Here is a 20,334-nt window from a genome sequence, read left to right as displayed (position 1 = left end):
TCACTCACATTCATACTGTATATTAACCAGCAAAATGACCCATTAGAGGGGGTTGGCTCGAAATTGTATGCATTAGGAACCAATGTTGATTTTTGCCTTGCCAGATCACATTTTTGCAACACAAACACAACACTGGAGATTCTTAACGCCCTATAAATGAGCAGTCAATGTATCAATTGGGTGCATTTCTGCTGCCGGGAAATGGAGGGTAAAAGGATGGAAAAAGACGTTTATGCATAACAAGCGCAACAATAAGGCGGTTATTTCGACAGCAGATCATGCGGTTATGGCCCCATTTTCTGGAGCCATCAGGATTAACCGATTAAAGAGGGGGAAATGGCAGGATTAGCGCGAGCGGTTATCCACACTACTGGTCAATTGAGTTATCAGCATAGCCAGAATGCGGATGGCTTTTTCGCTTTGCTCCGACCAGGCAAATGAAGCATTGAGGCGAAAACAGTGATCGAACTGATTGCCAGTGGTAAACATCCGTCCCGGCGCAATACTGACGCCCTGCGCCAACGCTCGCCGGTATAATTCACTGGCATTAAATGGCGGTTCCAATTCCAGCCACAAGAAATAACCTCCGGATGGATGGCTGATTTTGACGTTCTTGGGAAAATGCTCAACCACCGCCTGACGCAGCGCGTTTAGCCGCTGTTCCATCATACGGCGCAACCGGCGCAGATGAGTATCGTACCCCCCTTGACTGAGGTAATCGGCAATAGCTAACTGAGTCGGAACACTGGCCGAAACGGTACTCATCAATTGCAGATGTTGCACCCGCTGTGCATGTTCTCCCGCCGCCACCCAACCGACTCGAAATCCCGGAGCCAGACATTTTGAAAAAGAGGAGCAATGCAGAATTTGGCGGTGTTGATCAAGTGCTTTGGCTGGCAAGGGGCGCTCAGCACCGAAGTACAACTCACCATAAACATCATCTTCAATTAACGAAATATTATTCTGTTGCAGCAACGCCACCAGCCGTTTTTTCTGAAGCCAGGACATGGTGCTACCAAGCGGATTCTGAAAGTGCGTCATCAGCCAACAGGCTTTGATTGGATACTGGCTGATGACCTGTTCAAGAGCATCGAGATCCATCCCATTTTGCGGGTGCGTGGTAATAGCAATCGCTTTTAAACGCAGCCGCTCTATGGCCTGTAGCGCACCATAAAACGCTGGCGATTCAATAACAACCCAATCGCCAGGCTGCGTCACCGCCTGCAAACTCAGGCTAAGGGACTCCATTGCACCGGCGGTAATCACAATTTCTTCGGGTGAAACATTCATGCCACTGGCGGCATAACGCTGAGCAATATTACGGCGCAAACTTTCATTACCCGGCGGCAAGTTTGTCACCGAGCTTTGCGGTGATATTTTACGCGCAACCCCCGCCAGAGCACGTGACAGGCGAGGTTGCAGCAATAAGCTCGGATCTGGGAATGCCGAGCCAAACGGCATGATGGCCGGATCTTTTCCCGCCTGTAAGACATCAAAAATAAAAGTATTGATGTCTACTTGCTCGTCCAGATGCAGTTTTTTCCCCCGCTGAGGTTGCGGTAACTGGGTTGGACGCGAAGCAACATAATATCCCGATTGCGGGCGTGCCACGATCCACCCCTGACTTTCCAGTAACTGATAAGACTGCACCACGGTCATTAAGCTTAAACCCGATTGCTTACAACTTTCCCGCAGTGATGGCAGCTTGTCACCCGCTTGCCAGACCTTGGATTGTATTTGCGCACGGATTTGTTGCGCTAACTGTTCATATCGCGTCATAAGCCAACTGTTATAGGTGAGATTGAATTAATTGTCACTATTATAGCCACTTTAACTTATGGTTAACTAACTGCCAAGTTTACTCCGCGAAATAATTGCCCGTGGCGGTGTCACCCAATCGCCGCTGTGGCAGGATTTCTTCTATAGTTTGATGAGGCTGTACCATGTTTTTAGCGAGGTCGCTATGTTTGGCTTAACCGCTCTCGAGTTGGCCAGAATCCAATTCGCTTTCACCATTTCGTTCCATATTATTTTCCCGGCCATTACCATCGGTCTTGCCAGTTTTCTGGCGGTACTCGAAGGCTTATGGCTAAAAACCAAAAATGAAGATTACCGCGACCTCTACCATTTCTGGTCAAAAATCTTTGCCGTCAACTTTGGTATGGGCGTGGTGTCCGGCCTGGTTATGGCCTACCAGTTTGGTACCAACTGGAGCTTTTTCTCTGAATTTGCTGGCAGCATCACTGGCCCGTTGCTGACTTATGAAGTCTTGACCGCCTTCTTCCTCGAAGCCGGTTTCTTGGGTGTGATGCTATTTGGCTGGAATCGTGTTGGCCCCGGCTTGCATTTCTTTGCCACCTGCATGGTGGCATTGGGAACACTCATGTCAACCTTCTGGATTTTGGCCTCCAATAGCTGGATGCAGACACCACAAGGTTTTGAAGTCATTAATGGGCAAGTGGTGCCCATTGACTGGCTAAAAGTGATCTTTAACCCCTCCTTCCCCTATCGCCTGTTGCACATGTCGACCGCTGCCTTCCTGGCCTCAGCCTTCTTTGTCGGCGCTTCCGCCGCCTGGCATTTGCTGCGCAAACGCGATACTCCGGCGATGCGAAAAATGCTGTCGATGGCGATGTGGATGGCGTTGATTGTCGCCCCTCTGCAGGCGGTTATTGGTGATGCCCACGGCCTGAATACGCTGGAACATCAGCCAGCCAAGATTGCGGCGATTGAAGGTCACTGGGAAAATAAACCCGGCGAACCTACCCCGCTGATTCTGTTTGGCTGGCCAGATATGAAGCAAGAGAAAACCCGTTTCGCACTGGAGATCCCATATTTAGGCAGCCTTATCCTGACTCACAGTCTGGATAAGCAGATCCCGGCACTGAAATCTTTTCCACCCGAAGATCGCCCTAACTCAACCATCGTGTTTTGGTCTTTCCGCATTATGGTCGGATTAGGCATGTTGATGATTTTGGCAGGTTTTTGGAGTTTATGGCTGCGTTGGCGTGGCGGTTTGTATCAGTCTCGTCCCTTCCTTTATTTTGTGTTGTGGATGGGGCCATCAGGTTTGATTGCCATTCTGGCGGGGTGGTTTACTACCGAAGTGGGTCGCCAGCCGTGGATCGTCTATGGCTTACAGCGCACCAGTGATGCGGTGTCATCCCACGGTGAAATGCACATGAGCATCAGCTTGCTGATATTTATCCTGGTGTATGGCTCAGTCTTTGGTGTGGGTTACGCTTATATGATGCGGCTTATCCGCAAAGGGCCAATCGCCCATGAAGGTCGCCAACAAGATAGTGGCGGCCCCGGTCAACACGCAACACCGGCCAGACCACTGTCGGCAGTCAGTGACCCCAATGCTGATAGCGGCGTATTGACCACTGACAATAACCAAAACAGGAGCTAACTATGGGTATCGACCTTCCACTGATTTGGTTTGTCATCATTGTATTCAGCACCATGATGTACGTGGTGATGGATGGCTTTGATCTAGGCATTGGCATCCTGTTTCCACTGGTTAAAAACAGCCGTGATCGGGACTTGATGATGAACAGTGTCGCCCCAGTCTGGGATGGCAACGAAACCTGGCTGGTACTTGGGGGCGCGGCTTTACTGGGGGCGTTCCCGCTGGCTTATGCGGTGATTCTTGATGCACTGGCTATCCCGCTGACGTTAATGCTGCTGGGGCTGATTTTCCGCGGTGTCGCGTTCGAATTCCGCTTTAAAGCCACGCCGGAGAAACAGCATATCTGGGATAAAGCCTTTATTGGTGGTTCGCTGATTGCCACATTTACCCAGGGAATGGTGGTCGGTGCTTTTATTCACGGATTCCCAGTCACCGGTCGTAGTTACAGTGGCGGGCCATTTGACTGGTTTACCCCCTTTGCACTGTTTTGTGGCTTAGGCTTGGTCATTGCCTATGCCCTGCTTGGCTGTACCTGGCTTATCATGAAGACTGACGGTCATGTGCAGCAAGTGATGCATAAACTGGCGCGCCCACTCACCCTGATGATGCTGCTTATTATTGCCATTATTAGTGTTTGGACACCACTGACTCACCCACAGATTGCTGCACGCTGGTTTAGCCTGCCCAATTTGTTCTGGTTCCTACCGGTGCCTATATTGGTGCTCTTCGCCAGTTGGGCATTACTGCGCGCAGTCAAGCATGGCGGGCATTATGCCCCCTTCCTGTTGACCCTGTTGTTAGTGTTTTTGGGCTACAGCGGCTTGGGTATCAGTATCTGGCCGTATCTTATCCCGCCGTCAATTACCTTATGGCAGGCCGCAGCCCCCCCGCAAAGTTTGGGATTCATGCTGGTCGGCGCACTCTTTATTATTCCGATCATTCTGGTTTATACCTTCTGGAGCTACTACGTATTCCGAGGGAAAATCAATCACGAACAGGGCTATCACTAAATGATGAAATCACCATCACCGTCCCAACCACTTGAACCAGTGAAATCCCCTTGGTGGAAGAGAGTCGGTTGGATGTTACTTATCTGGTGCGGTAGTGTGCTGGCTTTATTGGCAGTTTCTATGCTGTTCCGTATGATGATGACAGCCGCTGGCATGAAATCCCACTAGCACTCACGCTGTGGGATGAACAACGGCAAGGTTGCCAGCTTATTAATGACAGGGATCCCGCTTTATGAAACGTTACCTAATTCCATTAGTTAATCAGATTGCTTTGCTGATGATGCTACTGGGTATGTTGGGGCTGGCTGGCATGACGATTTCGTCATGGATGGCTCAAAGCATTCAAGGTAACGCGCATGCCATCAATACAGCGGGATCTTTGCGGATGCAAAGTTACCGGCTGCTTTCCATGGTGCCGTTAGATAAAGAGGATCTACCCTATTTAGCGGCACTGGAGCAGGACAAAACCAGCGATGATTTGCAGTACGCCCTCCAGCGGGAGGGGTTAACCAACCAATACCAACAAATCGAACGTTACTGGCAAAACACCTTAAAACCGCAACTGCTACAGGCTAAACGGCCCGATGATGTTGCCGCCAGTGTGGCCGATTTTGTCCGCCAGCTTGATGCATTGGTATTAGCCATTGACCATAAAACCGAGCAGCGTCTTCAACTGGTGATGATGATTCAGTTGGTGTTCATTGTGTTGACTCTGGGGTTGATGCTCGCCACCATTTATTATCTTCGCCGCCGTTTATTGCGCCCATGGCTGCAATTGATCTCGATGGCGAATGCGATTGGACGCGGTGATTTCAGCCAGCGCTTTACTTTGTCTCATCAGCGAGACGAGATGGGGATGTTGGGTGCAGCGCTGAATAGAATGTCGCAGGAACTGTCGGTGATATACAGTGATTTGGAACAGAGAGTCACACAGAAAACGGCTGATTTACAACAGAAAAACCAAGTTTTGGCTTTCCTTTATCATAGCAGCCGTCAATTGCATACACGTCAGCCATTAAGTGAGCGTTTGGTGCCGGTCATCGAACAGTTGCAAGCACTGACACCATTAGAAAATGTGCAAATCTGTTTATACGAGAATCACCTCTATCGCTCACAACTGGCTGATAATTTAGATGGTGAATATTTACCGCCACAAAATCGCCCGACACAATTAACCATTAGCGGGTCATTCATTGCCGTGAACCCACCGACAGCACGTGAATCAGTGAGCTGGAGTTTGAGCGATAAGCTGGGTCAATATGGTTTATTGCTGGCAAAGCTCCCTTCAGGGACCCCTCTTAACTCAGATCAGCAACAGTTGGTGAATATGTTGGTCGAGCAATTAACCAGCACATTGGCGCTGGAAAGTCAGGCGAGACATCAGCAGCAACTCTTGTTGATGGAGGAGCGTTCAGCCATTGCGCGCGAACTGCATGACTCCATCGCGCAATCTCTTTCCTGCCTGAAAATACAAATTAGTTGTTTGCAGATGCAAGTTCCGGACTTACCTGAGCCCAGTAAGCTATTGATACAGCAAATGCGTGATGAACTTAACATCGCCTACCGCCAACTGCGGGAGTTGCTGACCACATTTCGCCTGAAACTGAATGAAGCGACATTGCAAGCCGCACTGCAAAATTTAGTCAATGAATTCAGCGAGCGCGCCAACTTACCCATTACACTCGATTTCAATTTACCGTCAGACTTTGTTCCTAACCATCAAGCCATTCATATGGTAAACATTGCCCGTGAGGCACTGAACAATATCTATAAGCACGCTCATGCCACTGAGGCCGCGGTGAAAGTCACGGCAGAGCAAGGTGATGTCGTCATGTCTATCATTGATAATGGTTGTGGGATTGGTCAAGCCAATAAACGGCCAAACCATTATGGTCTGATGATTATGCAAGACCGAGCCGCTAGTCTGCACGGGCAGTGTGAGATTCATCAACGGGACGTCGGCGGAACAGAGGTACAGGTGCGATTTACGCCAGACAATAATGACCTTGACTGACGATGTGGCCTAATCACCGGCCTGCCTCACATACAGACTAAATCTGGTAATCAATCACCACTTCGTCTGATGCTTCTGCCAACACTTTCTCTTTAATATCATGCAGAGAAAGTGTTGGATTGCAGAGTTGGATAAAGAACCAGATAAAGTTACGTTGTAACTGACCTCGTTTTAATCCTAGCCACACTGTATTCGCGTCAAACAGATGCTCGGCATTAAGGCGCACCAACCCTTTGTCACGATGTGCTTCGTAGGACATATCCGCCAGAATCCCCACCCCCATACCCAGCTCGACATAGGTTTTAATCACATCGGAATCTTGCGCGCTGAGAGCGATATTGGGGGTTAACCCGGCACCTTTGAAGGCATTGTCCAACCGTGATCGGCCGGTGATCCCTTGGCGATAAGTAATTAATGGCAAGGTACTCAAGGTTTCCAGCGTAATGTTTGGCTCTTGTGTTAATGGGTGATTTTCGGGTACCACTATCGCGTGATGCCAACGGTAATAAGGAAATGCCGCGACAGATTCATCACTCATCAGTACTTCAGTGGCAATCCCAATATCAGCCTCACCAGATTGCAGCATCGCCGCGATTTCTTGTGGATTTCCCTGACTAATAACTAGTTTGACCTGTGGATACAGCAGACGAAACTCTTTTATCACCCGCGGTAAACTGTAACGAGCTTGAGTATGCGTGGTCGCAATATGCAACTGGCCGCTATCATTGTTGCTAAAGACATCAGCCAGGCGGCGAATTTGATTGGCATCATTTAACATGCGTTCCGCGACTGTGAGTAACTCTTTGCCCGGCTCAGTCATTCCCAACAAGCGTTTTCCACGCCGAACAAATATCTCAATACCCAATTCTTCTTCTAACTCGCGAATATGCCGACTCACACCCGATTGCGAGGTAAATAATGTGTTTGCTACTTCAGTCAGATTGTAATTACAACGGGCCGATTCCCGAATAATTTTAAGCTGTTGGAAATTCATACTTTGCCCCTTTCATTCTGATTGATGTACAGAATCGCGGGGATAATAGCGACAAACAAATACAAAAAAACCGTTGCTTATGTTTTTTTGTACTAAGCAAAGTGAATGCCTTATTACAGAAAGTTGGCTATCAGCGAAAGATTGAAAAATAGGCTTAATTATCAAAAAAATAAAGATTTGTAGAAAATAACCAGCTTCACGCCAGTTAATACCCAAAAATAAAATCAGCTATATTAAATAACTTTTTAATATAGCACTTTGCCGTTAGACGCTCTTTTGGGGCAGTGCTAGAATCGGCCGATTAAATTCACCTGCAAAGACTATTCTTCAGCCTCTTCATGCCCGTTGAGCCGGTTCAGGAGTCATTCATGCCGTTGGCTATTATTGCGCTGACCATTGCTACCTTTGGCATTGGTACCAGCGAGTTTGTCATTATGGGACTATTACCAGAAGTCGCCCATGATCTCGGGGTCAGTATTCCTAAAACCGGAATGTTGGTATCAGTCTATGCCATGGGAGTGGTGATTGGTGCTCCCTTGTTGGCTATTGCAACCGCACGAGTGCCGCGGAAATCAACTCTGTTGGGTTTAATTGTTTTATTTATTCTCGGCAATATTCTGTGTGCTTTGGCTGAAACTTATAACTTGCTGATGGCAGCGCGTATTATTGCAGCGTTGTGTCATGGCACATTCTTTGGGTTAGCTTCTGTGGTCGCCACTGATTTGGTGCAACCCAATCGCCGTGCGCGCGCAATTGCATTAGTGTTTATGGGGGTCACACTGGCAAATGTGCTCGGTGTGCCATTGGGCACTGCTATTGGGCAGGCTTTCGGCTGGCGTGCGGCATTCTGGGGCGTTAGCGCCATTGGTATTGTCGCCATCATCGCCGTGATCGCCTGGTTACCTAGCAATATTCCGATGAAGAAAATCAGCCCAAAATTAGAGTTCAAAACGTTGATGCAGAAAAAAGTGCAAACCGCTTTACTGCTATCAGTATTAACCAATACCAGCCTGTTTACCGTCTTCACCTATATTGCCCCCCTGCTGCGCGAGGTCACCCGTGTCTCTGAACATGGTGTCACGATTGTCTTACTGATCCTTGGCGTTGGATTATCCATCGGCAGTGTACTGGGTGGTCGGTTAGGTGATAAAAATCTGGTTGGCTCAATGACACGTCTGATAACCATTTTGATAGGTATTCTGCTGGCATTGCATTACACCATTGGTTTTTACTTACCGGCAGTGCTGACCTTGTTTATCTGGAGTATTGTGGCTTTTGCCCTTTGCCCGATGTTGCAGCTATTGGTGGTGGATCAAGCCCGCGATGCGCCTAATCTGGCATCAACCTTTAACCAGAGTGCGTTCAATTTAGGCAATGCGCTGGGAGCCTGGCTCGGTGGTACCTTGCTGGCATTTGGCTTGCAATTACAGCAACTCCCTCTTGCCGCCATGGCGGTGATGATTGTTGCTCTGGTGACCATGTTGCGGCTACGCATGCATTTCCGCCGTATGGCTATCGTGCAGCCTATTAGCTAATTCTGCGCTAAATCATATTTTTTGCCCCCCGCTCCGGTGGGGGTATATCACTCTTTTCGTTTTCCTTACACTCCATTCATGCAAATAATTATCATTAACATTGGTTGGTGATATAATTTATGCCTTGATAAGCCGCCCCCATGCTGCTGATGAACAAGAATAAAACGCCATAAGATAAGAAGGATAAACTGTGACCACAGAATCAACCGCAGCAAAACCCAAATACCGTCCAACCCCTCCACGCCTGGTGCAAGTCCAAAAGGTGGTAGACACTTCCCCACACCTACGCCGAATCACTTTCTACAGCCCAACATTGCACAATTACCCGGCAGATTGTGCCGGCGCTCATTTAAAAGTCTTCCTGCCATTAGCACACCAGGCACAGCCGGAACTCCCAGTGCTTGGTGAGAAAGGCCCACAATGGCCAGCCGCAGAAGTACGCCCGATTGTTCGAACCTACTCTGTTCGGGCCGTCAGACCTGAGCTTTGTGAGATAGATATTGAATTTGCGCTGCATGACCACAGCGGCCCAGCGGTTAATTTTGCCCGCCATGCTAAATCAGGTGACTGGATAGGCATTACCAATCCCGGCGGCCCTGAAACCATGCTGCCAGCGGCTGAATACAGCTATCTGGTTGGTGACCCTTCTTCATTGCCTGCCATTGCGGCACTGTTAGAAACATTACCCGCCGATGCGCAGGGCCATGCCATTATTCGTGTCGATACCCCACAGGATGTGCTTAATCTGGTGAAACCGGCAGGTGTTGAACTGAGTTGGGTCATTGGTGGTACTGAAAAAACCGATGAAGTTATCACCCAATTCTGCGCACTCGAACTGCCGATGGCGGAAGCTACATTCTGGCTGGCCGGTGAAGATCGGATGGTGGTGCAGCTACGCCGTTATCTCCGTCGAGAGAAAGGCTGCGAACGCCAACAACTTTATGCCGTCCCCTATTGGCGTGAAGGTCTCAATGAAGAGGACTATCATCACCAACGTCATGAAGTCATGGACAATCTTGACAACTAGATCTCATTAATATCTTTAAAATCAATGGACATTATCCCCTGATGTCCATTTTGTTGACTCTTTTTTTACCATTACCCGTTAAAACCTTGTAAATTCCCTGCGACAATTCCTTGTTATTTGTTAGTCTTAAAGCTACTTAGCCTGCAATATGGCGCTTAATTATCGTTAAATGGCTCTAATGCCCGTTTAATGCAGTAAAGTTATTAGGAGCGTGCTCGAAATGAAGTCGCAAAATGATCCTGGCCGATCTAAATCTCGCCATAACGAATACTCCCTTATTCTGCCTATTATCGCGCTGGTTATTCTTAATCTCTGGGGGGATACCAGCAATTTCGCCGCCGTCATCGTTATCAACTTGATTGCCCTGGTCGGTATCCTGAGTAGTGCTTTCAGTGTGGTACGCCATGCTGACGTTTTGGCACACCGCTTGGGTGAACCCTACGGATCATTGATTCTTAGTCTGTCGGTGGTGGTGCTGGAGGTCAGTTTGATCTCGGCGATGATGGCAACAGGTGATGCCGCTCCCGCCTTGATGCGCGACACACTCTATTCCATCATTATGATTGTTATCGGCGGATTGGTTGGGGTGTCGTTGCTGCTTGGCGGGCGTAAATTTGCTACCCAGCACGTCAATCTGGTCGGTATCAAACAGTATCTGATGGCTATCTTCCCCCTGGCTATCATTGTGTTGGTATTGCCAAGTACCCTGCCCGGTGGCAATTTTAGCGTGGCGCAATCACTGGTAGTTGCTGCTATTTCGGCGGCGATGTATGGTGTTTTCCTGCTGATCCAGACCAAAACCCACCAAAATCTGTTTGTCTACGAACATGAAGATGAAGGCGATGACCCAAGTGACCCACATCACGGTAAGCCGTCATCTCACAGTAGCCTGTGGCACACATTTTGGCTGTTGGTTCATTTGGTTGCGGTAATCGCAGTGACTAAATTTGATGCCAACCCACTGGAAGCGCTGCTGACTGAATTAAATGCACCAGCCAAATTTACCGGCTTCCTGATTGCCTTGCTTATCCTGTCACCGGAAGGGCTGGGCGCATTAAAAGCCGTGCTGGCAAATCAGGTGCAACGGGCGATGAACCTGTTCTTCGGTTCGGTGTTGGCCACCATTTCCCTGACTGTACCGGCGGTAACCTTAATTGCCGTATTGACTGGGCAGGAGCTGAACTTTGGTCTGGAAGCACCGCATATCGTGGTGATGGTCAGTGTCTTGATTCTGTCGCAAATCTCATTCTCTACCGGAAGAACCAACGTGCTCAACGGCACCGCCCATCTGGCCTTGTTTGCCGCGTATATGATGACGATTATGTTGTAGCGATAGGCAACGCTGCTGATAGCTCAGTGAGTGAAGGGTTTACCGCACCTAGGGGCACTTCGGTGGCTTACGCACTTGTATTTGCAACTAAGAGCGGCCCCAACGGCACGATTCCCCTTCATTTGACTTTATCAGTAATCTGAAAGGGCAAGCGCTATAAACGCTTGCCCTTTTTTATCGGGTCTCCATTCATAACCTTGAGTTATGAATAGGCATTTAAGGTACGTTGGCAGAGCGCAGAGCGGACACAGTCCTGTTTATCAAAGCGAATGATGCCAATCATTTCATCCTCGGCAAAACGCTCCAGTGCGTCGCTGAGACCTGATTTCACCCCACGCGGCAGGTCGCACTGGGTAATATCACCATTCACGATAACCGTGACATTTTCGCCGAGACGGGTGAGAAACATTTTCATTTGGCTGGCGGTCACATTTTGTGCCTCATCGAGGATCACCACCGCATTCTCAAAGGTACGCCCGCGCATATAGGCGAAAGGCGCAATTTCGACTTTACCGATTTCTGGTCGTAAACAATATTGCATGAAAGAAGATCCGAGTCGGCGCAGCAGAATGTCATACACCGGGCGGAAATAAGGCGCGAATTTTTCAGAAATATCACCGGGCAAGAAGCCCAAGTCTTCATCTGCCTGTAGTACAGGTCGCGTCACAATTATCCTATCTACTTCTTTGTGAATTAATGCTTCAGCAGCCTTGGCTGCGCTGATAAAGGTTTTACCACACCCTGCTTCACCGGTGGCGAAGATGAGCTGCTTACTTTCTATGGCTGATAAGTAATGACCTTGAGCTTCCGTACGCGCCTGAATAACGGAGGTATCACGGCTATCCCGTGCCATACCTATTGATTCAACACCGCCCATTTGCACTAACGATGTCACGTTTTCTTCCTCACGCTGACGATGACTACGTGAATCACGTCTAATAACGCGTTTCGCTTCACGACGAGCTTTGATCACTGCTTTCTGTCTTCCCATAGTGGCACCTTTCAGTTTGATTCATCTACCGCAGCAGAAATTGCCTGCGCGATTATGTTTCATATACAGATGCAGTTTTGGCTTCCTTTGCAGCCAATAATAGCCAATGAAAATGCAAATAAAGTCGACACCCGGTTCAATGACCGGAGGAAAACAATATCGCAAGGGGAGTTATTACGTGATGTTGAAACTGGGGACGGGAATACGAGTGACGATAATATATTAACAGCACATGATGATGGTAATACTGGAATTTGAGAGTCGGAGCTTATGCCCTCGTAACAACGAGTCGCCTGGATAAAACTTTGATTTTGTCTTAACAGCCCAATCATGGACTTTACCATTAGCGATCCCCGCAGTGATAGATAACAGCCTAAGCTGTGCACCGTGTGAAAAATACCGCCAGATGATTACAGTATAATGACACTCTTAAAATTCGCGATATCAAAATGTAAAAAAATATAACTTTTTAGTTTGTTTATTTTTTACTCTAATTGTTTTTAATATCGCACTATATCATTTTACAAGTATTAGCGGCTAATTCTTAAATCCTGCAAACGTGTCTTTTGCTTGCCTTGGCTGTCAAAGTTTTCCATCGCTAACCAATCGTTAAATGCCTGTTTAATTAATGACCATTCGCGGTCAGTGATAGAATACCAATTGGTATCTCTGTTACGTCCTTTGGTCACAATCGCCTGCCGAAATTGCCCTTCATACTGAAAACCAAATCGCATTGCCGCCGCATTTGAAGGCCCATTTAAAGAATCGCATTTCCACTCACAACGACGATAGCCTAATTTGTCGAATACATAATGTAATAGCAAATAGATGGCCTCAGTGCCCGCTGAATTGCGTTTTAAGCGCGGTGACCAATTAACTGAGCCAATCTCAATCACACCATTCTTTTCATCAATTCGTTGTAAGCCAACCGTTCCTAACGCTACATCGGCTTGCGCATCCATTACGGTATAATGCAAAGCATCTTTCGCATTAATTAATGTTTGCAGGTATTGCTGAAAATCATTTTCACTCTCTGGCCGCTCACAATAAAAATAGGTCCAGTCACTGGCATCGGGAATCAGGTGATATGCCTGATACAAAGACGCCTCATGTTTATCTGAGTCAACGGGAGCCAAATAGCAAAAATGTCCCGATAAAATTTCTCGTTGAGGCCGCAGCGCTGATTGCCATTGCGGTAATTCTGCACCAATAATTTGTCCGAAAGGGTTTTGATTCACTGTGTGCTCCCGTTGTCATGTCGCTTCCATAGGAATATTCATTATGACTGCCCGTAACAAGATCGGGTAAATCATAGCAATATATAAAGAAAGGGGGAGATTAAAAGTGAAGTTTGGCACGATTAACTTAGGTGGAAATAACATACTGGTTGGTTCTGAATACCTGATACAAGCACACATTGGCCTGCTATCAGGTATTCAGTGATAATTACCTGTTACCCACGTCGCAAATTAACGACCGGTGCCACTTCGGGGAGTTGTAACCCCTCTTTGACTTCCAACAGTTGCCCGTGCTCATCGTTATACAGGGTGAGGCACGAACCGGCTTTTAATTGGGCAATCATCTCCCCCGTCATTTCCATGCTATCGGCGAGTTCATCGTCATCCAAATGAGGACGGTGCCCACGGCGCTCAACCTGAAAACGTATCTGGTTATATTTGGCCCAAACAATCAACACAATGGCATTAAATGCTGCAATGGCTGCATATAGCGCCAACGTCGTCAGACCGGCCAAAATGTACATTCTGAACGGAATCGGCCCCATGTTCGGGGCGCGGTGGATCATATCCAAAAAGCCCTTCACAAACAGGAAGATAAAACCGAACCAAGCCAAAGCAGTAATGATAATATCAATTAAGCGCGGTAGCAGCCGCTGCTCAGTATGAATCAGAGGCACACTCATGGTTTAACCCTCCCAATCCCGCGATCTGGACTGACCCAGCGTGCACGTTTACGTTTGGTGTTCAGCATCACTTTTGGGAACGAAACAACGGTGGTGAACAAACTGAGCATCCAATAAACCATTGGGTACCAAATAATCCAAAATAGCGAATTACCCAGTTTAGGCTCATAGCGCCGTTCAATCACCAGACTGATAGCAAACTGCAACAGACAGGTCAGGGCCAATACCATGCCGGTAAAGGCTGGCGGGAACACGGTCTGTACATGAATGCCCGGTGGTAAGGTAATAACCAGCCCCAACAGGAACAGGATGATACTAAACAGGTAAGTAAAGGCCCAGGTGATAGACAGTGAATATTCAAGGAACAATAGCCACATTCGGCGATTACGCCAACGCCACAGCTTGAACATATTCTTCAGGAAAACCTCGGCCCCACCCTGCGCCCAGCGTAGGCGCTGCTTCCACAAACCCCCTAAGGTTTCTGGCATCAAAATCCAGCACAGGCCCCGTGGCTCAAAGAATACTGACCAATGTCTTATCTGGAGTTTCCAACTGATATCAATATCTTCAGTTATCATATCCGGGCTCCAGTAACCGACATCCGCCAATGCTCTACGGCGAAAAGCCGCCACGACGCCAGAAACGGTAAACACTTGCCCGTAAACCCGCTGAGTTCGTTTAATCAGCCCAATGATAGAAGAGAACTCCCCGACCTGAACCCGGCCAATCAAGGTCGAACGGGTACGGATGCGCGGGTTGCCTGTTACCGCTCCGGTACGCGGGTTAGCAATCAATGGCGCGACCAGATAAGGCACCGCTTTGCTGTCCAGCAAAGCATCACCATCAATACACACCAAATATTCACTGCGCGCCGCCGCTGCCCCCATCCGCAAGGCAATAGCTTTGCCCTGATTATGGGCCAGGTGAATAACACGCAAGCGTGGGTCTTCAGCCAATAAGGCATCCAGCACTTGCGCCGTATCATCACTGGAGCCATCGTTGATAGCGATCACTTCGATATTGGTGTAAGTCTGTGCCAGTGCTGCGTGAATGGTTTCCCGCGCATTCAACCCCTCGTTAAAACAAGGGATTAGAATTGACACCAGTGGATTGCCTTTCAACTCCGGGGGCGGCACATCATCACCCCACGGCCAATGTCTTTCTCGCTTTAGCCAGAAATAGACACCGCCAGTTATCCAGATACCGGACATAAACAGCGGATAGAAGAAGACAAAATTCAGCAACACGTCGCCGGTAAAGAGTAGGATCATGCCCGCGGGAATACTCAGCACCAGGCATAGGATGAGTAATGCAATAATTCTATCGATCATATAAAGGATACCAGGCAGAAGATAGCACAGGGCGGACATCTTTTAGCGGTGGTTCGCCAGTGATAAAGTTATCCGGATAGTAACCAAAATTTTGCGCGCCATTTAACTGCAACTGGCGCATCCATCCTGCCAGTATTGGGCCACTGATGGCATTACTGCCTTCTGGTTTGGTCCAGTCTTTCGATTGCAGTTCAAAAACAGTTTTATTCAGTGCGCCGGGGCGCTGTGCAACTTTATTTACCAGTTGCGCTAGCCACTCGTTAGACTCTGATAACGGCACCTTCTCCATTAACGGCATTGCCATCGGGGCAACCCAATCATAGTTAGCCAGGAAATCATCGAGATTCTGCGCAAACCATGCTTCGCTTTCCGGTTCAAGAATCGGCATAGCAAATATATTACGGGCTGATTTGACTTGCGGGCCACGGATATCACGGACCTGACGGGTCAATTCATTGGTGAAATCAACCAAATATTTACTCTTATAACGCGTCCAGCGGGCCATGGTTTCCGGATCTTTACGTATTTCTGCAATGGAACCTGGGAAACCGGCTTTTTGGTATGCGCGAATCGCATCGGGTGAGGCATCTTCAAAGTCAGACATCACGGCATCGTCGTGATAAAGAATGCCATCAATTGGCGCGCTATAGGCCATATCACGATAGATATCGATGATGCGTTGCCGCACTTCCGGGTTAAACGGTGACAGACGGCGATATTGGTCCGGATCAATGCTGGTCTTACCAGTTTTCGGATCAATACGTTGAATGCGCGGTAAAGATGAGTCCATCTCAAACGCCAATACCGGCATCCAGGCATAAACATCAACATCCGGGCGGGAGGCTAATTGCCATGCGACGCGGTTAAACAAGTCCTGACGCATCGGGATCCAGCGGTTCGGGAAGTAAACCTGGCGAATATTGCCATCGCCTTTCGGGTCAGAAAATGCCTGTAAAAACACGGTAGTGACACGTAAATCGGAAATTCGCTGAACTAATTTATCCAGATTTTCCTTTTCCTGCGCCGGATCTGGATCGTAGAGATAATCCAAATCGACATGCGCCACTCGCATAATGTCTTTTTCCTGCACCGAGGTGACAAGCTGGGCGAAATCTTTCAATGACGGGTTATTACTGATCAGAATACGTGGAATATTCATCAGATCATTGACGTTACCAATACCCGGTTCCAGTGTCATCGCCATCTGGTAGCCATGTTGGCGCAAGATGTTGAGCACCGTGCCGTTTGGCGCACCGTATGGCCACACCCACACCCGCGGCTGCTTGCCGGTGGCCTTAACTATGCGCTCAGTTATCAACGAGATGTCTTTTTCCATCCGCTGCTTAAATGCGGCTTCGGTCTCATACTTTTTGGTTTTGGGGTCATACATCAGGTTGGCTGCTGCCGGTTCAGTATTCCCTTGTGGGTTGGCAATCACCCCATAGTGTGAAGCATAAGTATGTGCGCCAATTTCGATCAGTTTTGATTTCGCCATTTCACTGATCTGTTTCCAGGTCAGAAAACGGTCCCTATCCGTGCTTAAACCGCCAAAATCCACTTTTTTATTGGCCGGTGTATCTATCCACGTTCCCACAGGAGCCAGCACAGCGCTTAAATTATTGGCTTCTAATAAGGGATAAACACGGTTATAGAAACTGCTATAACCATCATCGAATGTCAGCAACACCGCCTTATTCGGTAAAGGAGTGCCACCATTACGCGCAGCTAAAATCTGATCGACAGACACCACGTTGTAGCGGTTGTCCTTCAACCAGGCCAATTGTTCACTTAATGCGCTGCTTCTTACCGACAAATAACGTTGGTCAGCTGACTCATCTTCAACATCATGATAAGCAATCACCACAAACGTATTCTTCTGCCACGGCCTTTCACTGAGCGGCAATGCGCGCTCGGCAGGTGGAACAAATACCGGTTTCTCTGCATAACAGACTGAAGCCAGCAGCGTTATCATTCCAACTACAAGTATTCGGATAAAAAATAATATCTTCGCCATAGCGACTTCCCTTAGAAACGGTAATTCAAATCAAAAGCGAGTGAGAGGTCATGTTCACGGACACCATCATAGGGGCGCTTGTCGTAGGTAACGGCTAAACCTGTATCGACGACATCATTCCATTGAACTCGCTGCCCATAACTTGCCGTAGTGACCAGGCCATTACCGTAGTTTTTCTCCCAGTAGCCGCCTACACCCAGTTGCACTTGCTGGCTCCAGATAGTTTTATAATGGCGATACATAATATGATTCAGGGTAACCGCAGGAAGGTAGGTGAAATCCCTTTTCGGGTTGTAATAAATCACGTCTTCTTTGGTGTTAGTGCTGGCGGCTAAGCCTAAATTGAAATCAGCCGTCAGATAAGGCCCTGTCCAGATGCGCTGACGCCCATTCAATTCGTATTCCCAACGGTTGTTACCGTCAGAGAAATCAGACGGAGTGACATTAAATTCAACATCACGGCGATCATCGGCTTTCCACAATACAAAGGCCGAGGCACTGTTGGCAGTGATATTATTTTTCATCGCCCGCAGCGGCGTATCTTTTGCCAATCGCTCCACCTGACCACCCACACGCCAATGGTCATTAAAGTCATACCAGGTTGCTAAACGGAATCCGGTTTTATTGCCAAAACCATAATTCTGATTATTCACTTCAGCTTCCGCCCAGTGGTCACGGGAAGTCCATTCGCCCCCTAATCGGGTCGCACGATTGATACCCTTACCCTCTTCAAACTGGGCATTATCAAAGCTCCCGCCGCCAAATACGCGCCAGTTATCGGCAATAGGTGGGCTATATAAAATCGCCTCAAGGCCGTAATCTTTATCACCGGTAATGGGGCTTCCAGAGGAGATGACGCGGTTACCCGTTACGCGCAGTTCATACATATTATGAATTTTACGTTGACGGTCTAACTCTTGCGAAGGGACATCTTCCGGGGATCGCGTAATGACATCATCAGTTAACAATTCCATCTGACGCCATTCCTGCAAATCCATCGCTGTTTCGGCTTGCGCACGTTCCAGAATAAGGCTGCGTGGTGCCAACGACTCTACCGCTTTCAGCTCTTGCTCAGCCTTGCGCGGTAAATCTCTGGCCAGATAAACACCCGCCAAAGCAATACGTAAGTTCTGGTTTGCGGGTGCGGTGCTGGATAGCGTCTCCAGTTTTTTCTGGGCAGCAGGCAAATCATTCAGTGCGACCAAAGATTGCACCAACAAGGTCTGGCCTTCCATCCAATCATCATTTGGCTCTTTACCCGGCAGGCCATAGACCCCTACCTGATAAGGTGTTTGCTCGCTGTAGTTCTTGGCGAATTGATGAGCCTTATCCAATTGCTCACTTTCATTCAACGCGTAATAGAGATCATCAGCATCAAGCAAATCATCACTATTACGGAATGTTTTTCCGTCGGCGTAATAGAGGCTGGTGAGGATCGGTGCGGCTTTTTCTGGCATCCGACGATCAATATAAGCAGAAGCGGCCCAACGGCGGGCGTAGTCAGGCATTTTGTAGCCCTCAGCTTCCATACTTTCATACTCTTTAATCAGCTCTGCGGTGTTGCGACGCACCAATAACGCGCCGAGTCTGTCGATGCGCGCTCGCTGATAATCTGACTGTGCTTCAGGGTCTTTACTCCAGCGCGTTAACAAATCCTGATAATCCGCCAGGGCCTGATCAGCAATATAAAAACGCTCAGTTTCACTGCGTGTTGGCAGTACCGCCATACGAACTTGTTCAGCCGCCGCATCCCTTTCAAGTTGTCGATACTGTTCAGCCGTCACTAATTTCGGATTCTCTCTGGCCAGTTGCAGCGCCGGATCAGCAATACGATTTCGTTGTAAAATTTCAAGGTGATTTTTTAATACTTCCTCGGATTCGGGCGCCAACCGCACCGCTTCACTGGAGGCCTGCAACGCATCATAATTGCGATTAGTGGCACGATTGAGATAAGACAGGGTCATATAATTTTGCGCGGAAGGGTTGCTCTCGGCCAACTCTTTTGCCTGTTGTAACGCCGCACCACCACGGCCGGAATCAGCCTGCGTCATGATCATACCGGTAATGAGATCAGGGTTGGTGGGGTCTTTTTTCAAACTGCTTTGCCAGAGAGCCAGAGCTTGATCCCAACGTTTTTCGTTGCGATAAGCCCGCGCGGCAGAGGCCAGTCCACGCGAGGAGAGATTCACCGAGGAGTGATATCTCTCGTAAACGTCGATGACCTCCTGATCACGCCCAGCCCAACCGGCGATTTGCAGCCAGTCATCAACCTGACCACTATTAAGTGGCCCGGCTTGAGATTCTTTTTGTAAATAATCAAGGACCGGCGCGGTATCCCCTGCTCTGGCTTTGATGATTAATGAATCATACTGTGTTTCTGCCAACGCTGGATTAACTGAAAGGCCGGAAATTAATAGCGCTAATAAAGTAATTCTGTGCCGGTGCAACGGGCGCAGCAGTGTCGTGAATGCGTTATACATTATATAACCCTTAAGCCAGCAACTTGTTTGGTTTTCAATAAAAGCTACTTCACGAACATCCATTTTTCATTATGGGATTATGATGAAATGAAGTCCTTGGAATGTATTACAGCATGTTACATAGGATAGTTGAAAGAAAATACTATTGCGTAATTATTATAGAATATTGTTATTACAGCGATTAATAGAGGCGAAAAAGTAGTATGGGCGTTAATTTAGATCGATTTAAGATTATTCTTAGTTAAATATGCTACTAAAGAGCAAAATTTAAAGAC

15 protein-coding genes are annotated in these 20,334 nt (G+C 48.1%); 7 read left to right on the top strand and 8 right to left on the bottom strand.

Annotation, left to right across the window (positions count from 1 at the left end; genetic code table 11):
* Positions 1–345: 345 nt before the first annotated feature.
* Positions 346–1,779 carry an aminotransferase-like domain-containing protein gene (locus HU019_RS17170; RefSeq protein WP_174850021.1) on the bottom strand — a complete coding sequence of 478 codons (1,434 nt, stop codon included), beginning with the start codon at positions 1,777–1,779 and terminating at the stop codon, positions 346–348.
* 184 nt (positions 1,780–1,963) lie between these two features.
* Between HU019_RS17170 and HU019_RS17165 the strand changes: the two genes are divergently transcribed.
* The 4 genes from HU019_RS17165 to narX all read left to right on the top strand — a co-directional run bounded on the left by HU019_RS17165 (position 1,964) and on the right by narX (position 6,436).
* Positions 1,964–3,412: a cytochrome ubiquinol oxidase subunit I gene (locus HU019_RS17165; RefSeq protein ID WP_174850022.1), complete on the top strand. Its 1,449-nt coding sequence runs from the start codon at positions 1,964–1,966 to the stop codon at positions 3,410–3,412.
* A 2-nt stretch (positions 3,413–3,414) separates the two neighbouring features.
* A complete protein-coding gene (gene cydB, locus HU019_RS17160) occupies positions 3,415–4,422 on the top strand; it encodes a cytochrome d ubiquinol oxidase subunit II (RefSeq protein ID WP_174850023.1) in 1,008 nt (335 codons plus the stop codon).
* Positions 4,423–4,590, top strand: coding sequence for a DUF2474 domain-containing protein (locus tag HU019_RS17155; RefSeq protein WP_071387004.1), 168 nt, complete (start codon positions 4,423–4,425; stop codon positions 4,588–4,590).
* 64 nt (positions 4,591–4,654) lie between these two features.
* Positions 4,655–6,436, top strand: coding sequence for a nitrate/nitrite two-component system sensor histidine kinase NarX (gene narX / locus HU019_RS17150; RefSeq protein WP_174850024.1), 1,782 nt, complete (start codon positions 4,655–4,657; stop codon positions 6,434–6,436).
* A 37-nt stretch (positions 6,437–6,473) separates the two neighbouring features.
* Here the strand turns inward: narX and cbl are convergent, their stop codons facing one another.
* Positions 6,474–7,430, bottom strand: a complete 957-nt coding sequence (gene cbl, locus HU019_RS17145) for an HTH-type transcriptional regulator Cbl (protein ID WP_174850025.1) — start codon at positions 7,428–7,430, stop codon at positions 6,474–6,476.
* A 368-nt stretch (positions 7,431–7,798) separates the two neighbouring features.
* Between cbl and HU019_RS17140 the strand changes: the two genes are divergently transcribed.
* The 3 genes from HU019_RS17140 to chaA all read left to right on the top strand — a co-directional run bounded on the left by HU019_RS17140 (position 7,799) and on the right by chaA (position 11,322).
* Positions 7,799–8,965: an MFS transporter gene (locus HU019_RS17140; RefSeq protein ID WP_174850026.1), complete on the top strand. Its 1,167-nt coding sequence runs from the start codon at positions 7,799–7,801 to the stop codon at positions 8,963–8,965.
* A 190-nt stretch (positions 8,966–9,155) separates the two neighbouring features.
* Positions 9,156–9,992: a siderophore-interacting protein gene (locus HU019_RS17135; RefSeq protein WP_174850027.1), complete on the top strand. Its 837-nt coding sequence runs from the start codon at positions 9,156–9,158 to the stop codon at positions 9,990–9,992.
* A 220-nt stretch (positions 9,993–10,212) separates the two neighbouring features.
* The gene (chaA, locus tag HU019_RS17130) at positions 10,213–11,322 is read left to right on the top strand and encodes a sodium-potassium/proton antiporter ChaA (protein WP_174850028.1); all 1,110 of its coding nucleotides are present in this window, start codon (positions 10,213–10,215) and stop codon (positions 11,320–11,322) included.
* 202 nt (positions 11,323–11,524) lie between these two features.
* On the opposite strand, the gene phoH is transcribed toward chaA, so the two are convergent.
* The 6 genes from phoH to pgaA form a co-directional block, all read right to left on the bottom strand.
* A complete protein-coding gene (gene phoH, locus HU019_RS17125; protein WP_145555614.1) occupies positions 11,525–12,313 on the bottom strand; it encodes a phosphate starvation-inducible protein PhoH in 789 nt (262 codons plus the stop codon).
* A gap of 530 nt (positions 12,314–12,843) precedes the next feature.
* Entirely contained in the window at positions 12,844–13,551 is a 708-nt protein-coding gene (locus HU019_RS17120; RefSeq protein ID WP_174850029.1) for a GNAT family N-acetyltransferase, read from the bottom strand.
* A gap of 215 nt (positions 13,552–13,766) precedes the next feature.
* Positions 13,767–14,234, bottom strand: a complete 468-nt coding sequence (pgaD, locus tag HU019_RS17115; RefSeq protein ID WP_174850030.1) for a poly-beta-1,6-N-acetyl-D-glucosamine biosynthesis protein PgaD — start codon at positions 14,232–14,234, stop codon at positions 13,767–13,769.
* On the bottom strand, positions 14,231–15,565 hold the full coding sequence (pgaC, locus tag HU019_RS17110) for a poly-beta-1,6-N-acetyl-D-glucosamine synthase (RefSeq protein ID WP_005164390.1): 1,335 nt from the start codon (positions 15,563–15,565) through the stop codon (positions 14,231–14,233). The genes pgaD and pgaC overlap by 4 nt, the downstream gene beginning before the upstream one ends.
* A complete protein-coding gene (gene pgaB / locus HU019_RS17105; protein ID WP_174850031.1) occupies positions 15,555–17,579 on the bottom strand; it encodes a poly-beta-1,6-N-acetyl-D-glucosamine N-deacetylase PgaB in 2,025 nt (674 codons plus the stop codon). Before pgaB ends, pgaC begins: the two co-directional genes overlap by 11 nt.
* 11 nt (positions 17,580–17,590) lie before the next feature.
* The gene (gene pgaA, locus HU019_RS17100) at positions 17,591–20,059 is read right to left on the bottom strand and encodes a poly-beta-1,6 N-acetyl-D-glucosamine export porin PgaA (protein WP_174850032.1); all 2,469 of its coding nucleotides are present in this window, start codon (positions 20,057–20,059) and stop codon (positions 17,591–17,593) included.
* Positions 20,060–20,334: the final 275 nt, after the last annotated feature.

This window comes from Yersinia artesiana (assembly GCF_902726545.1).
Lineage (GTDB): Bacteria > Pseudomonadota > Gammaproteobacteria > Enterobacterales > Enterobacteriaceae > Yersinia > Yersinia artesiana.
This window is presented reverse-complemented; position numbering and strand designations above follow the sequence as displayed.